The sequence below is a fragment of the Inquilinus sp. genome (genome assembly GCF_039594555.1).
GTDB lineage: Bacteria > Pseudomonadota > Alphaproteobacteria > DSM-16000 > Inquilinaceae > Inquilinus.
The window spans coordinates 1-15,390 of the sequence record NZ_JBCNNF010000150.1; the positions used below are offsets into that span (position 1 = coordinate 1).

Genomic DNA, 15,390 nt, shown 5'->3' on the forward strand with positions numbered 1-15,390 from the left:
GACAACACCTCCTCGGCCGAGAAGGCGAAGCCGTTCTCCTCCCGCAGCCGCACCGGCACCGGCGTCGCGCCGGTGAAGCGAATGGCGGATTCGTAGATCGGGAATCCGGGGTTGGGGTACAGGATCTCGGCCCCGGGCTCGCCGAACATCAGGATGGCGAACCACATGGTCACCTTGCCGCCGGGCATGATCACCACGTCGTCCGGGTCGACCGTGACGCCGCGCCGCGCCTCCAGGTCGTCGGCCACGGCCCGGCGCAGCGCCGGGATGCCGCCGGCCGGGGTGTAGCCATGATGGCCGTCGCGCAGCGCCTTGGCCCCGGCCTCGACGATGTGGTCGGGGGTGCGGAAATCGGGCTGGCCGATGCCGAGATTGATGATGTCGCGGCCCTGCGCCGCCAGCGCCTGGGCCCGCGCCAGCACGTCGAATGCGGTCTCGGTGCCGAGATTGGCCATGGCGGCCGACTGGATCAGCATCGCGCCTTCCCCTGTTGAGTTGTGTCGTGCCGGACTATGGCGTCCCGGACGGCCCCGGTCATGCCCCGAAGCGCCTTCGAAAGGCGGGATTGCGTCTAGCGCTTGACGCCGAACCGGCGATGCCTCATATCAGCCGCCGCAAATGCTGTGGCGGCCGTAGCTCAGTTGGTAGAGCCCTCGGTTGTGGTCCGAGTTGTCGTGGGTTCGAGTCCCATCGGTCGCCCCATTTCCCCTCCCGCCATCATCTGATACGCCTGTCTCCACCGCATCGGAGGAGGCTGCCTTGTATCGACCGAACGCCGCGAAACGGAAGCTGCGGGCGGGCGAGCCCGTCTATGGCTGCTGGCAGGGCATCGGCCATTCGCTGATCTCCGAGCTGCTGGGCCTCGCCGGCTACGACATCGTCCTGCTGGACCATGAGCACGGGCCAGCCTCGGTCGCCGATGCGGTGCCCTGCCTGCAGGCGCTGGCGGGTACTCCGGCCACCGGCATCGTCCGCATGCCCTGGAACGACCCGGTCTATGCCAAGCGGATCCTCGACATCGGCGCCGAGGGCGTGATGGTGCCGCAGGTCAGCTCGAAGGCCGAGGCGGAGGCCGCGGTCGCCGCCTGCCGCTATCCGCCGGCCGGGATCCGCGGTGTCGCCTACGGCATCGCCCGCGGCGCCGATTTCGGCCTGGCGCCTGACTACCAGCAGACCATCTCCGACAACCTGCTGATCCTGTGCCAGATCGAGACCCGGCAGGGGGTGGAGGCGATTCCCGACATCGCCGCGGTCGACGGCGTCGACGGGCTGTTCATCGGCCCCTGGGACCTGTCCGGCAGCCTCGGCAAGCTCGGCCGCTTCGACGACCCGGAGGTGCGCGACACGATTCGCCGGGCCGAGCGCGCCATCATCGACAGCGGCAAATGGCTCGGCTCGCTGCCCTCGCTCGGCCGGTCGCCGGCCGAGATGGTGCAGGATGGCTGCCACATCGTCATCGGCCCGGCCGAGATCACCCTGCTGCGCGACGCCGCCCGGGCCGACCTCGCCGCCTTCAAGGAGGCGGTCGGGAAGCCGGGGCGGTGATGCTCTCCGACCTCGCTTTGCTGACCGCGGCGGAGATGGGCGAGGCCGACCGCCGCAGCATCGCCGCCGGCACCCCCGGCATCGTGCTGATGGAGCGGGCGGGGGCGGCGGTGGCGCGGGCGATCCGCGCCCGCTGGTCGCCGCGCCCGGTCGCGGTGCTGTGCGGTCCCGGCAACAATGGCGGCGACGGCTGGGTCATCGCCCGGCTGCTGGCAGGGAAGGGCTGGCCGGTGCGGCTGGCCTCGCTGGTCCCGGCGAAGTCCCTGAAGGGCGACGCGGCCGAGGCGGCGACGCAGTGGCAGGGCAAGGTCGAGGCCCCCGATCCCGCGGTGCTGGAGGGGGCGGGGCTGGTGGTCGACGCGCTGTTCGGCGCCGGACTGAACCGGGCGCCGGAGGGCAAGGCGGCGGCGCTGATCGAGGCGGTACGGGCCTCCGGCCTGCCGGTGGTCGCGGTCGACGTGCCCAGCGGCCTGTTCGGCGATGACGGCTCTGCCCCCGGCCCGGTGGCGCCGGCGGCCCTGACTGTCACCTTCTTCCGCCGCAAGCCGGGTCACCTGCTGCTGCCCGGCCGCATTCTCTGCGGCGAGATCCGCGTCGCCGATATCGGCATCGAGTCCGCGGTGCTGGAGGCGATCGGCCCGACGATCCACGGGAACGGCCCGGCGCTGTGGCGCGCCGCGCTGCCGCACATGGCGGCGACCCAGCACAAATACGATCGCGGCCATCCGCTGATCCTGGCCGGCGGCAGCCTGGCCGGTGCGGCCCGGCTGGCCGCACGGGCGGCCCGTCGGACCGGCGCCGGCCTGCTGACCGTGGTCGCTCCCGAGGCGGCGCTGCCGGCCTTCCGCGCTGACTGGCCCGGCGCCATGGCGTTGCCGAGCGAGCGCTGGGACGGGCTCCTGGCCGACCGCCGCCTCGGCCCGGTGCTGATCGGTCCCGGCGGCGGGGCCGGGCCGGCGCTGCGCCAGGCGGTTTCGGCCGTGCGCGGCGCGGGCAAGTCGCTGGTGCTCGATGCCGACGGCCTCGCCAGCTATGCCGGCGAGCCGCAGGCGCTGGCCGGGCTGCTGGACGCCGACTGCGTGCTGACGCCGCATCAGGGCGAGTTCGACAAGCTGTTCGGCAAGTCCGATGCCCCGCGCCTGGTTCGGGCCCGACAGGCCGCGGCGCTGGTCGGCGCGGTGGTGGTGCTGAAGGGGGCGGACACCATCATCGCCGCGCCGGATGGCCGGGCCGCGATCAACGCCAATGCGCCGCCGTCCCTGGCGACCGGCGGCACCGGCGACGTGCTGGCCGGCATCGTGCTGGGCCTGAAGGCGCAGGGCATGACGGGCTTCGAGGCCGCTGGCGCCGCCGTCTGGCTGCACGGCGCCGCGGCGCAACGGGTCGGCGCGGGGCTGATCGCCGAGGACGTGATCGACGCCCTGCCGGCCGTGCTGGACCGGCTCTGAGCCCTCCGCCCGCCCGCGTTTTGCCTGTCGTCCGCAAAAACCCTGTGCTATGACCGCCCCTTCGCAGGGCCGACTCCCTCCGTTGCGTGCCTTTTTGTGCGTGTTTTCGGGGGCGGGCAGGGGTGGGGGTCTTCGCGGGCGTGGCGGAATTGGTAGACGCACTGGATTTAGGTTCCAGCGGCGAAAGCCGTGGGGGTTCAAATCCCTCCGCCCGCACCATCAAACCTCAGACAGGGCACATAGCGTCCCGACCTGTCATATCGACGGATTCCTGAAGACCGATGCAAGTGATCGAAACCAGCACCGAGGGTCTGCGGCACGAGTTCAAGATCGTCGTGCCGGCGGCCGACATCGAACAACGCGTCCAGACGGAGCTCGTCAAGCTCGCGGGCCGGGTCAAGCTCCCGGGCTTCCGCCCCGGCAAGGTGCCGGTGTCGCTGATGAAGCAGCGCTATGGCAAGTCGGTCATGGGCGAGGTCCTGGAAGGGGCCGTCGACGAGGGCACCCGCAAGGCCCTGGACGAGCGCAACCTGCGCCCGGCCCTGCGCCCGAAGGTCGAGGTCACCAGCTTCGACGAGGGCAAGGACCTCGAATACAAGGTCGATGTCGAGGTGCTGCCGGAAATCACGGCGCCGGCCTTCGACAGCGTCGAGATCACCCGCCCGGTCGCCGAGGTGACCGACGAGCAGATCTCCGCCGGCCTGACGCGCATCGCCGAGACCCGCCGCAAGTTCGAGCCGGTGACCGAGGAGCGCGGCCTGGAGAACGGCGACGTCGCCGTCATCGATTTCGAGGGCAGCCTCGACGGCCAGGCGCCGAGCGAGGAGATGTCCGGCAAGGACCATCGCCTGGAGATCGGCTCGGGCCGCTTCATCCCGGGCTTCGAGGAGCAGCTGGTCGGCAAGAAGGCGGGCGAACACGTCACCGTCTCGCTGAGCTTCCCCGAGGAGTACCAGAGCGCCGAGCACGCCGGTAAGCCGGCGAAGTTCGAGGTCGACGTCAAGTCGATCGAGAAGGGCGTGGTGCCCGAGGTGAACGAGGAGTTCGCCAAGGAGCTGGGCTTCGAGGACCTCGAGGGCCTGCGCAAGGCCGTCAAGGACCAGACCGAGCAGGAGTTCGGCCGGATCTCGCGCCTGCGCGCCAAGCGCGCCCTGCTGGACAAGCTGGCCGAGCTGGTCGATTTCGCCGTGCCGCAGGGCATGGTCGACCTGGAGTTCGACCAGATCTGGAAGCAGGTGCAGCAGTCGATCGAGACCGGCGGCGACGACAATCCGGACAAGAACAAGCCGGAGGATGAGCTGAAGGCCGAGTACCGCGGTATCGCCGAGCGCCGCGTCCGCCTGGGCCTGCTCTTCGCCGAGATCGGCCGCGCCGAGAACGTCGAGGTGAGCCAGGAAGAGCTGAATCGTGCCCTGATCGCCGAGGCCCGCCGCTATCCGGGCCAGGAGCAGCAGGTGGTCGACTTCTTCCGCCAGAACCCGCAGGCGATCGAGAATCTGCGCGCGCCCCTGTTCGAGGAGAAGGTGGTCGACGTCATCCTCGGCAAGATCAAGGTCAGCGACACCACCGTGACGCCGGAGGAGCTGGCGCGCGACCCGGACGAGGACGAGGCGACCGAGGCCAAGGCGGCCGAGGAGGCCAAACCCGCCAAGCGCAAGGCTGCCAAGAAGGCCGCCGCCGAGACCGAGGGCGCCGACGAGAAGGCCGCCGACACCGACGCCGATACCGGCACCGGCGCCTGACCGGTTGAAGGTCGCCGCGGACCTCCCCTAATGTAGGGGTGAGCCGCGGCGCCCTGCCGGCCCGCGCGAGCCTTCGAGGAACGTATGCCTCCGTATGAGCCGAGCATGAACGCCCTGGTCCCGATGGTCGTGGAACAGACCAACCGGGGCGAGCGCGCCTATGACATCTATTCCCGCCTCCTCAAGGAGCGGATCATCTTTCTGACCGGGCCGATCTATGACGAGCTGGCCAGCCTGGTCTGCGCCCAGCTGCTGTTCCTGGAATCCGAGAACCCGAAGAAGGACATCGCCTTCTACGTCAACTCGCCGGGCGGGGTGATCACGGCGGGCATGGCGATCTACGACACCATGCAGTACATCCAGCCGCAGATCATGACCGTCTGCATCGGCCAAGCGGCGTCGATGGGCTCGCTGCTGCTGGCGGCCGGCGCGCCGGGCAAGCGCTTCGCCCTGCCGAACAGCCGGATCATGGTGCACCAGCCCTCGGGCGGCGCCCGCGGCCAGGCCTCCGACATCGAGATCCAGGCGCGCGAGATCCTCAAGCTGCGCCAGCGGCTGAACGAGGTCTATGTCAAGCACACCGGCCAGTCGCTCGAGGAGATCGAGCGCTCGATGGACCGCGACAAGTTCATGTCGGCCGACGAAGCCAAGGGCTTCGGCATCGTCGACGAGGTCGTCGAGCGGCGTCCGACCGTTGCCGAATAATCGTTCTCTTGGCCCACGGCCCTACCGATCCGGGCCGAAGGGCGCTATCTTGATTCGTGATGAAGCGGATCTGCCCTGCGCCGGGACGACCTTGTCGCAGGGTGGAGCCGCCGCCATCTGGAGGCAACCGCATCCCGGCCTGGGCGCCAGGGGCACGCGGGTCGGTATCGCGGATGCGGAAGTGAGGCAGTGATGAGCAAGACCTCAGGCGGTGACTCGAAGAACACGCTCTACTGCTCGTTCTGCGGCAAGAGCCAGCACGAGGTTCGCAAGCTGATTGCGGGCCCGACTGTGTTCATCTGCGACGAGTGCGTGGAGCTGTGCACGGACATCATCCGCGAGGAGAACAAGACCACGCTGGTCAAGAACCGTGACGGTGTCCCGACGCCAAAGGACATCCGCAAGGTTCTGGACGACTACGTGATCGGCCAGGAGCACGCGAAGAAGGTGCTCTCCGTCGCCGTGCACAACCACTACAAGCGGCTGGCGCACGGGCAGAAGAACGGCGAGGTCGAGCTCGCAAAGTCCAACATCCTCCTGATCGGCCCGACCGGCTGCGGCAAGACGTTGCTGGCCCAGACTCTGGCCCGCATCCTCGACGTGCCGTTTACCATGGCGGATGCGACGACGCTGACCGAGGCGGGCTATGTCGGCGAGGATGTCGAGAACATCATCCTCAAGCTGCTGCAGGCCGCCGACTACAATGTCGAGCGGGCGCAGCGCGGCATCGTCTACATCGACGAGGTCGACAAGATCAGCCGCAAGTCGGACAACCCCTCGATCACCCGCGACGTCTCGGGCGAGGGCGTGCAGCAGGCCCTGCTGAAGATCATGGAAGGCACCATCGCCTCGGTGCCCCCACAGGGCGGGCGCAAGCACCCGCAGCAGGAGTTCCTGCAGGTCGACACCACCAACATCCTGTTCATCTGCGGCGGTGCCTTCTCTGGGCTGGAGAAGATCATCTCCCAGCGCGGCCGCGGCAGCTCGCTCGGCTTCGGCGCCGATGTGCGCGGGCCGGATGAGCGGACGACCGGCGAGATCTTCAGCGAGGTCGAGCCCGAGGATCTGCTGAAGTTCGGCCTGATCCCGGAGTTCGTCGGCCGCCTGCCGGTGGTCGCGACGCTCGAGGACCTCGACTCGGACGCGCTGATCGAGATCCTGTCCAAGCCGAAGAATGCGCTGGTGAAGCAGTACCAGCGGCTGTTCGAGATGGAGGACGTGCATCTGTCGCTCACCGACGATGCCCTGAAGGGCATCGCCAACCGGGCGATCCAGCGCAAGACCGGCGCGCGCGGCCTGCGCTCGATCATGGAGAGCATCCTGCTCGAGCCGATGTACGACCTGCCGAGCATGAACGGCGTGGTCGAGATCGTGGTCAACCGCGAGGTGGTGGAGGGGCGCGCCAAGCCGCTCCTGATCTACGCGGAGAAACAGCAGGACCGCGCCCCAAGCGCCTGACGCCGGGCCCGCGACAGATCCTGACCGACCTGACAGCCGATGCCTCCGGGCATCGGCTGTTTCGTTTCGAACTTGGCCGGAATCGGTGCCTTTGGCTTGCCATGCCCCTCCGATTGGGGTCTTGTGGACGGGTCATGAGGGCTGCAGCATTCCCGTCCCTTGAACGGCTTCCGGTCATCGCCACGTTTATTGGGCGCGCCGGGTCTCCACCGTCCGGCGCCGGCGCGGCGCCGCTTCCCGGGCCGCTGCCCACCCCAGTAAGGCAGAACGCATGTTGAACCTGAACAAAGACACGCTGTACCCGGTGTTGCCTCTGAGGGACATCGTGGTCTTCCCGCACATGATCGTGCCATTGTTCGTCGGCCGCGAGAAGTCGGTGCGCGCGCTCGAGGACGTGATGAAGGAGGACAAGCAGATCCTTCTGGTCACCCAGCGCAACGCCTCGCAGGACGACCCGTCGCCGGAGGAGATCTTCGACGTCGGCACGATCGGGACGGTGCTGCAGCTGCTGAAGCTGCCGGACGGGACCGTCAAGGTGCTGGTCGAGGGCGTGCAGCGCGCGCGCATCGTGCGCTATTCCGATAATCCGGACTTCTTCCAGGCCCAGGTGGAGCCGCTCGAGGAAGTGGGCGCCGATCCGCAGGAGGTCGAGGCGCTGGGCCGCGCCGCGGTCGCCCAGTTCGAGCAGTACATCAAGCTCAACAAGAAGATCCCGCCGGAGGTGCTGGTCTCGGTCAACCAGATCGAGGACGGCGCCAAGCTGGCCGACACCATCGCCGCGCACCTGTCGCTGAAGATCCCCGAGAAGCAGCAGATCCTCGAGATCGCCTCGATCACCGAGCGGCTGGAGAAGGTCTACGGCTTCATGGAGGGCGAGATCGGCGTCCTCCAGGTCGAGAAGCGCATCCGCAGCCGCGTCAAGCGGCAGATGGAGAAGACCCAGCGCGAGTACTACCTGAACGAGCAGCTGAAGGCGATCCAGAAGGAGCTCGGCGAGGGCGAGGACGGGCGCGACGAGGCGGCGGAGCTCGAGGAGCGGATCAACAAGGTCAAGCTGACCAAGGAGGCCCGCGACAAGGCCATGGCTGAGCTGAAGAAGCTGCGGTCGATGAGCCCGATGTCGGCCGAGGCGACGGTGGTCCGCAACTACCTCGACTGGATGCTGTCGATTCCCTGGAAGCAGCGGACCCGCATCAAGAAGGACCTGATCCACGCTGAGCAGGTGCTGAACGACGACCATTACGGGCTGGAGAAGGTCAAGGAGCGCGTGCTGGAGTACCTGGCCGTGCAGCAGCGGACCAGCAAGATCCGCGGCTCGATCCTGTGCCTGGTCGGCCCGCCCGGCGTCGGCAAGACCTCGTTGGGCAAGTCGATCGCCAAGGCCACCGGCCGCAACTTCGTGCGCATGTCGCTGGGCGGCGTCCGCGACGAGGCGGAGATCCGCGGCCACCGGCGGACCTATATCGGCTCGATGCCGGGCAAGGTCATCCAGGGCATGAAGAAGGCCAAGTCGTCGAACCCGCTGTTCCTGCTGGACGAGATCGACAAGCTGGGCGCCGACTATCGCGGCGACCCGTCCTCGGCCCTGCTGGAGGTGCTGGACCCGGAGCAGAACGCGACCTTCAACGACCACTATCTCGAGGTCGATTACGACCTGTCGGACGTGATGTTCATCTGCACGGCCAACAGCCTGCGCATGCCGCAGCCGCTGATGGACCGCATGGAGATCATCCGCATCCCCGGCTACACCGAGGATGAGAAGGTCGAGATCGCCAAGCGCCACCTGATCCAGAAGCAGGCCGAGGCCAACGGCCTGAAGAAGGGCGAGTGGACGCTGACCGACGACGCGCTGCGCGACCTGATTCGCTACTACACCCGGGAGGCGGGCGTCCGCAGCCTGGAGCGCGAGATCGCGGGCCTGGCGCGCAAGGCGGTGCGTGAGATCCTGACCAGCGACGTCAAGAAGATCACCGTCAAGCCGGCGGATCTCGAGAAGTACGCCGGCGTGCGCAAGTTCCGCTACGGCGAGGCGGAGCTGGAGGACATGGTCGGCGTCGTCACCGGCCTGGCCTGGACCGAGGTCGGCGGCGAGATCCTGTCGATCGAGGCCGTGCCGGTCCCCGGCCGCGGCCGCGTGGTGGCCACCGGCAAGCTCGGCGACGTGATGAAGGAATCGGTGCAGGCGGCGGAAAGCTTCGCCAAGGCCCGCGCCGTGTCCTTCGGCATCAAGCCGACGCTGTTCGGCAAGCGCGACATCCACGTCCACGTGCCGGAGGGGGCGACCCCGAAGGACGGGCCGTCGGCGGGCATCGCCATGGTCACCGCCATGGTCTCGGCGCTGACCGGAAACCCGGTCCGCCGCGACGTGGCGATGACCGGCGAGGTCACCCTGCGGGGGCGTGTGCTGCCGATCGGCGGCCTGAAAGAGAAGCTGTTGGCGGCGGTCCGGGCTGGCATCAAGACGGTGATTATTCCCAAGGACAATGAAAAAGACCTTGCGGATATCCCGGATTCAGTGAAGAAGGCCCTGGCAATCCTGCCGACCACCAGTGTCGAGGAAGTTCTGAAGAACGCCCTGGTGCGTCCTCTGGAGCCGATCGAATGGAAGGAAACGGATGTGGACGAAATCGCTCCCGTCGCCGCCGATGGCGATGACGAGGCGGTGATCCGTCACTGAGGTATCTCGGCGGCCCTGGAACTTGGCAGAATTCCATGTGTTTCAGGGCCGCCGACGATTGACCGGGTTTCCGCGATACGCTTACATTTCGTGACGTTTCGGTGTCGGGAAAAGGCGCATCGAACGGTTGTCGGTTTGGAGAGTACCTAGCCTGTATCCGGCGAACCCGTCGGAACGACCAACACAGAGCCTAAAGGAGGCCGACACGTGAACAAGAACGATCTCGTCGCACACGTCGCGGAAAGCACCGGTCTGTCGCGTGCCGATGCTGGCAACGCCATCGACAGCTTCATCGACGGTGTTACCCAGACGTTGACGAAGGGGGGGGAAGTCCGCCTCGTTGGGTTCGGCACCTTCGGCGTCGCGGCGCGTGCCGCGTCTGAGGGCCGCAACCCGCGGACCGGCGAGACCATCAAGATCGCCGCCTCCAAGCAGGTCAAGTTCAAGGCCGGCAAGGGCCTGAAGGACGCCGTCAACAGCACCGGCGGCAAGAAGAAGTAAGCCTCCGCACTTGTGCCCGAACCGGCCGGTCGGCGCCCTGGCCCGACCGGCCGCTTCATGTCCGGACCCTGCGGGATCGTCCCCGCGGGTCCGCCCGGGCGATTAGCTCAGCTGGTAGAGCATCGGTTTTACACACCGAGTGTCGGCGGTTCGAGCCCGTCATCGCCCACCAGTTCCCGGCCGCTCCGGCGGCCTTCGCGGCCCTCCGAATCCTCCGATCCGGCCGCCGCGAAAATCCCGCTCCTCCGCTGGCAATTCGAGTTGACAGCCCCCGGTGGAGTGGGTATCTCAAGCGCCTCGCCGCGATGAGCGGCCAGATGCGCGGGTGTAGCTCAGTTGGTTAGAGCGCCGGCCTGTCACGCCGGAGGCCGCGGGTTCAAGTCCCGTCACTCGCGCCACTTCTCGTATTCCGGTCTCGTTCCGGGTTTCGGCGATCCGCCGAAGTCCCCGTGATCGTTGCCGGCGCCCTGCGCGGGTGTAGCTCAGTTGGTTAGAGCGCCGGCCTGTCACGCCGGAGGCCGCGGGTTCAAGTCCCGTCACTCGCGCCACTTCCCCGACCATCGCCGATACTTGCTCCGGGCCGCCTCGTCTGTGACGGGTTCGCGGCCCTTGCTGCATTTGGACGCGGCTGGACCGGCCGGTCCAACTGGCTCGTTCGTGGCATCCTGCGTGAGGGCGAAGATTCCAGCAAAATCATGCGGTTGAGAAGCATTCGCAACTAAGAATTATGGCGGAAATTCGCTTCTCTCGTCCGACATGCCGGCCTATAAAGGCCGCGCCGGAAGGGACCCGGAACGGGCCACCCTCTCGACGAAGAATGAGATTTGGGGTGGAGCGCCTGCCGATCAAGATCGCGCAGGCTCCACGTGTGACGGGTGAGCGATGACGACCTCTCTAGTGTCGGAGTACTTTCCGATCCTCGTCTTCCTGGCGATCGCCATCGTGATCGCCGGCGCCGCGGTCGGCGCATCCCTCGTCGTCGGGAAGCAGAATCCGGACAGCGAGAAGCTCTCGGCCTATGAGTGCGGCTTCGACGCCTTCGCCGATGCGCGCTCCAAGTTCGACGTCCGGTTCTACCTGGTCTCGATCCTGTTCATCATCTTCGACCTGGAAGTGGCCTTCCTGTTCCCCTGGGCGGTCGCGCTCAAGGACATCGGGATGTTCGGCTTCTGGTCGATGATGGTGTTCCTGGGCGTCCTGACCGTCGGCTTCATCTACGAGTGGAAGAAGGGAGCGCTGGAATGGGAGTGAGCGCGACTCAGCCGAGCAGCCCGGTGGCGACCAGCCCCGTCGGCATCGGCACGCCGATCCCCCCGGGCCCCGGGCAGGACGCGGTGATCCGCGCCGCCAATGCCGAGATCCAGGACAGGGGCTTCCTGCTGACCCAGTTCGACGCGCTGCTCGGCTGGGCGCGCACCGGGTCGCTGTGGCCGATGACCTTCGGCCTGGCCTGCTGCGCGGTGGAGATGATCCACGCCTACATGCCGCGCTATGACCTGGACCGACTCGGCGTCATCCCGCGGCCCAGCCCGCGCCAGTCCGACGTCATGATCGTCGCCGGCACGCTGACCAACAAGATGGCTCCGGCCTTGCGCAAGGTCTACGACCAGATGCCCGAGCCGCGCTGGGTCATCTCGATGGGCTCCTGCGCCAATGGCGGCGGCTACTATCACTATTCCTACTCGGTGGTGCGCGGCTGCGACCGCGTCGTCCCGGTCGACATCTATGTCCCGGGCTGCCCGCCGACGGCCGAGGCCCTGGTCTACGGCATCATGCAGCTGCAGAAGAAGATCCGGCGCGGCAACCGGATCATCCGCTGAGGGATCGGGAAGCGAGAATGGCATCGATCCAGGAACTGACCGACCTCGGCACGGCCCTCGCGGCGGCGCTGGGCGCGGACGTGCTCGACCACGCGGTGTCGCCGACGGCCGAGCTGACCCTGACTGTGCGGCGCGAGTCGATCGTGCGGGTGCTGACCCATCTGCGCGACGCGCCCGACGCCCTGTTCGAGCAGCTGACCGACATCTGCGGCGCCGACTATCCGACCCGGCCGGAGCGGCTGGAGGTCGTTTATCACCTGCTCAGCTTCCGGCATAACCGCCGGATCCGGGTCAAGGTGACGACCGACGAGGATACGCCGGTGCCGTCCGCCGCGGGCGTCTTCCCGGCCGCGACCTGGTTCGAGCGCGAGGCCTGGGACCTGTACGGCATCTTCTTCGCCGACAACCCGGATCTGCGCCGCATCCTCACCGATTACGGCTTCGAGGGGCACCCGCTGCGCAAGGACTTCCCGCTGACCGGCTATGTCGAGGTCCGCTACGACACCGAGCAGAAGCGGGTGGTGTACGAGCCGGTCAAGCTGACCCAGGATTTCCGCACCTTCGACTTCCTCAGCCCGTGGGAAGGCATGACGCGCCCCGGTCCTGACGTGCCCGTGGTCCTGCCGGGCGACGAGAAGGCCGCGCTGAACGAGCCGAAGGCGTAAGCACCATGGTCGAGACCCAGATCAAGCCCTACACCATGAATTTCGGCCCGCAGCACCCGGCCGCGCACGGCGTGCTGCGCCTGGTGCTGGAGCTGGACGGCGAGGTGGTGGAGCGGGCCGATCCGCATATCGGGCTGCTGCATCGCGGCACCGAGAAGCTGATCGAATACAAGACCTACATGCAGGCGACGCCGTATTTCGATCGCCTGGACTATGTCGCCCCGATGAACCAGGAGCATGCCTTCGCCCTGGCGGTGGAGCGGCTGCTGGGCATCACCGTGCCGGAGCGCGGCCAGTACATCCGCGTGCTGTTCGCCGAGATCGGCCGGGTGCTGAACCACCTGCTGAACATCACCACCTACGCGCTGGACGTCGGCGCGGTGACCCCGTCGCTGTGGGGCTTCGAGGAGCGCGAGCTCCTGATGGAGTTCTACGAGCGGGTGTCGGGCGCGCGGCTGCACGCCAACTACTTCCGCCCCGGCGGCGTCTCGCAGGACATGCCGGCCGGCCTGGCCGACGACATCTGGGCCTATACCGAGCGCTTCCCGAAATTCGTCGACGACCTCGAGAGCCTGCTGACCGAGAACCGGATCTTCAAGCAGCGCCTGGTCGATATCGGCGTGGTGACGGCGGAGCAGGCCAAGGCCTGGGGTTTCTCCGGCCCGATGCTGCGCGCCTCGAACATCGCCTGGGACCTGCGCAAGGCGCAGCCCTACGACGTCTATGACCGGATGGATTTCGACGTCCCGGTCGGCCTGACCGGCGACTGCTATGCCCGCTACCTGCTGCGGGTCGAGGAGATGCGCCAGTCCAACCGCATCATCCGGCAGTGCCTGGAGCAGATGCCGAAGGACGGGCCGGTGAAGACCACCGACCGCAAAGTGTCGCCGCCGCCGCGCGCCGACATGAAGCGGTCGATGGAAGCGCTGATCCACCACTTCAAGCTCTACACCGAGGGCTATCACGTCCCGGCCGGCGAGACCTATGCCGCGGTCGAGGCGCCGAAGGGCGAGTTCGGCGTCTACCTGGTCGCGGACGGCACCAACCGGCCGTATCGCTGCCGCATCCGCGCCCCGGGCTTCGCCCATCTGCAGGGGCTGGACTTCATGAGCCGGGGACACATGCTGGCCGATGCCGTCGCGATCATCGGCAGCCAGGACATCGTGTTCGGGGAGATCGACCGATGACGGCCGCAGGGATTGCGCCGGAGGCGGAGCAGCCGAAGCATTTCGCCTTCACGCCCGAGAACCTCGAGCGGGCGAAGAAGATCATCGCCAAATACCCCGAGGGCCGGCAGCAGAGCGCGGTGATCCCGCTGCTCGATCTCGCCCAGCGCCAGCATCACAACTGGATCCCGCGGGTGGCGATGGACTATGTCGCCGACCTGCTGGAGATGCCGCGGATCCGGGTGTACGAGGTCGCCAGCTTCTACACCATGTTCAACAAGGCGCCCGTCGGCCGCCACTTCTTCCAGGTCTGCACCACCACCCCGTGCTGGCTGCGCGGGTCGGGCGAGGTGATGCGCGCGCTGCAGGACCGGGCCGGCTGCGGCAACCACGAGACCAGCGAGGACGGCCAGTTCTCGGTGCTCGAGGTCGAGTGCCTGGGCGCCTGCGTCAACGCGCCGATGGTCCAGATCAACGACGATTTCTACGAGGATCTGGACTACGACAAGACGGTGGCGCTGATCGACGCGCTGAAGGCCGGGCGGCAGACCACGCCGGGCCCGCAGAACGGCCGCACCAATTCCGAGGCGCTGTCCGGCGCGACCACGCTGCTGAACATGAAGCCGGGCCACCGCCCGGCCGTGCCGGCCTCCGCCGCCCGTCCGGGCGCCGAGGGCAGCCAGGCCGATCGGCCGGATCCGGCGCCCGGCGGCGCCCCGCCGGCGCAGGAGGTTGCGGCCGAGGCCGAGCCCCTGCCGGGCACCCATCGCGGCGATGCCGAGCCCGAGAAGAAGGGCCGGCCGCCGCAGAGGATCGAGCCGACCGGCGACCACCCCGGCACCGCGGATTCGGGAGAAAAGTGATGCTGCGCGACGAAGACCGCATCTTCACCAATCTCTATGGCTGGGACGATTGGGGCCTGGAAGGCGCCCGCCGCCGCGGCATCTGGAGCGACACCAAGGCGCTGGTCGATCTCGGCCGCGACAGGATCATCGAGGAGGTCAAGACCTCCGGCCTGCGCGGCCGTGGCGGCGCCGGCTTCCCGACCGGCATGAAGTGGTCCTTCATGCCGAAGGAGAGCAAGGACGGCCGGCCGAGCTACCTCGTCATCAACGCCGACGAATCGGAACCGGGCACCTGCAAGGACCGCGAGATCCTGCGCTTCGACCCGCACCGGCTGATCGAGGGCGCGCTGCTGGCCTCCTTCGCCATGGGGGCGCACGCCTGCTACATCTACATCCGGGGCGAGTTCTACGGCGAAGCCTCGAACATGCAGGTCGCGATCGACCAGGCCTATGACGCCGGCCTGCTCGGCAAGAACGCGGCCGGCACCGGCTGGGACTTCGACCTGTACCTGCACCGCGGCGCCGGCGCCTATATCTGCGGCGAGGAGACCGCGCTGCTGGAGAGCCTGGAGGGCAAGAAGGGCCAGCCGCGCAACAAGCCGCCCTTCCCGGCGGGCGCGGGCCTGTATGGCTGCCCGACCACCGTGAACAATGTCGAGACCATTGCCGTGGTCGGCGAGATCCTGCGCCGTGGCGGCGCCTGGTTCGCCGGCATCGGCCGGCCGAAGAACCAGGGCACCAAGCTGTTCTGCATCTCCGGCCATGTGAACCAGCCCTGCAATGTCGAGGAAGAGCTCGGCATCCCGATGCGGGAGCTG

Annotated in this window: 14 protein-coding genes and 5 tRNA genes; 18 read left to right on the forward strand and 1 reads right to left on the reverse strand. The window is 67.9% G+C overall.

The window, feature by feature from the left end; all coding sequences use genetic code 11:
• Positions 1-476 (reverse strand): aminotransferase class I/II-fold pyridoxal phosphate-dependent enzyme (locus tag ABDW35_RS17280; protein ID WP_343715126.1); only part of this gene is annotated, 476 nt, incomplete at its 3' end.
• Between the two features lie 150 nt (positions 477-626).
• Here ABDW35_RS17280 and ABDW35_RS17285 point away from each other — a divergent pair.
• The 18 genes from ABDW35_RS17285 to nuoF all read left to right on the forward strand — a co-directional run.
• Positions 627-702: transfer RNA gene (locus ABDW35_RS17285), tRNA-His, on the forward strand.
• A gap of 57 nt (positions 703-759) precedes the next feature.
• Positions 760-1,545 (forward strand): aldolase/citrate lyase family protein, encoded by a 786-nt coding sequence (locus ABDW35_RS17290; protein ID WP_343715127.1) that lies wholly within the window; start codon positions 760-762, stop codon positions 1,543-1,545.
• Entirely contained in the window at positions 1,545-2,993 is a 1,449-nt protein-coding gene (locus ABDW35_RS17295; protein ID WP_343715136.1) for an NAD(P)H-hydrate dehydratase, read from the forward strand. Before ABDW35_RS17290 ends, ABDW35_RS17295 begins: the two co-directional genes overlap by 1 nt.
• Before the next feature lie 134 nt (positions 2,994-3,127).
• Positions 3,128-3,212 (forward strand) — tRNA-Leu (locus ABDW35_RS17300).
• Between the two features lie 62 nt (positions 3,213-3,274).
• On the forward strand, positions 3,275-4,735 hold the full coding sequence (gene tig / locus ABDW35_RS17305; protein WP_343715128.1) for a trigger factor: 1,461 nt from the start codon (positions 3,275-3,277) through the stop codon (positions 4,733-4,735).
• A gap of 84 nt (positions 4,736-4,819) precedes the next feature.
• Positions 4,820-5,440, forward strand: a complete 621-nt coding sequence (clpP, locus tag ABDW35_RS17310; protein ID WP_088150328.1) for an ATP-dependent Clp endopeptidase proteolytic subunit ClpP — start codon at positions 4,820-4,822, stop codon at positions 5,438-5,440.
• A 192-nt stretch (positions 5,441-5,632) separates the two neighbouring features.
• Positions 5,633-6,898: an ATP-dependent Clp protease ATP-binding subunit ClpX gene (gene clpX / locus ABDW35_RS17315; RefSeq protein ID WP_034832306.1), complete on the forward strand. Its 1,266-nt coding sequence runs from the start codon at positions 5,633-5,635 to the stop codon at positions 6,896-6,898.
• Between the two features lie 271 nt (positions 6,899-7,169).
• Positions 7,170-9,575, forward strand: a complete 2,406-nt coding sequence (gene lon, locus ABDW35_RS17320; protein ID WP_343715129.1) for an endopeptidase La — start codon at positions 7,170-7,172, stop codon at positions 9,573-9,575.
• A 207-nt stretch (positions 9,576-9,782) separates the two neighbouring features.
• Entirely contained in the window at positions 9,783-10,076 is a 294-nt protein-coding gene (locus tag ABDW35_RS17325) for an HU family DNA-binding protein (protein ID WP_343715130.1), read from the forward strand.
• Between the two features lie 96 nt (positions 10,077-10,172).
• Positions 10,173-10,248: transfer RNA gene (locus ABDW35_RS17330), tRNA-Val, on the forward strand.
• Positions 10,249-10,397: 149 nt separating this feature from the next.
• A tRNA-Asp gene (locus ABDW35_RS17335) sits at positions 10,398-10,474 on the forward strand.
• A gap of 73 nt (positions 10,475-10,547) precedes the next feature.
• Positions 10,548-10,624 (forward strand) — tRNA-Asp (locus tag ABDW35_RS17340).
• A gap of 334 nt (positions 10,625-10,958) precedes the next feature.
• Entirely contained in the window at positions 10,959-11,327 is a 369-nt protein-coding gene (locus tag ABDW35_RS17345) for an NADH-quinone oxidoreductase subunit A (RefSeq protein WP_034832298.1), read from the forward strand.
• The gene (locus ABDW35_RS17350; RefSeq protein ID WP_343715131.1) at positions 11,318-11,896 is read left to right on the forward strand and encodes an NADH-quinone oxidoreductase subunit B family protein; all 579 of its coding nucleotides are present in this window, start codon (positions 11,318-11,320) and stop codon (positions 11,894-11,896) included. The genes ABDW35_RS17345 and ABDW35_RS17350 overlap by 10 nt, the downstream gene beginning before the upstream one ends.
• A 17-nt stretch (positions 11,897-11,913) precedes the next feature.
• Positions 11,914-12,561 carry an NADH-quinone oxidoreductase subunit C gene (locus ABDW35_RS17355; protein WP_343715132.1) on the forward strand — a complete coding sequence of 216 codons (648 nt, stop codon included), beginning with the start codon at positions 11,914-11,916 and terminating at the stop codon, positions 12,559-12,561.
• A 5-nt stretch (positions 12,562-12,566) separates the two neighbouring features.
• Positions 12,567-13,748, forward strand: coding sequence for an NADH-quinone oxidoreductase subunit D (locus tag ABDW35_RS17360; RefSeq protein WP_343715133.1), 1,182 nt, complete (start codon positions 12,567-12,569; stop codon positions 13,746-13,748).
• Complete coding sequence (gene nuoE / locus ABDW35_RS17365; protein ID WP_343715134.1) at positions 13,745-14,590, forward strand: NADH-quinone oxidoreductase subunit NuoE; 846 nt, start codon at positions 13,745-13,747, stop codon at positions 14,588-14,590. Before ABDW35_RS17360 ends, nuoE begins: the two co-directional genes overlap by 4 nt.
• Positions 14,590-15,390, forward strand: an 801-nt coding sequence (gene nuoF, locus ABDW35_RS17370; protein ID WP_343715135.1) for an NADH-quinone oxidoreductase subunit NuoF, incomplete at its 3' end; no start/stop codon positions are given. The genes nuoE and nuoF, both read left to right, overlap by 1 nt.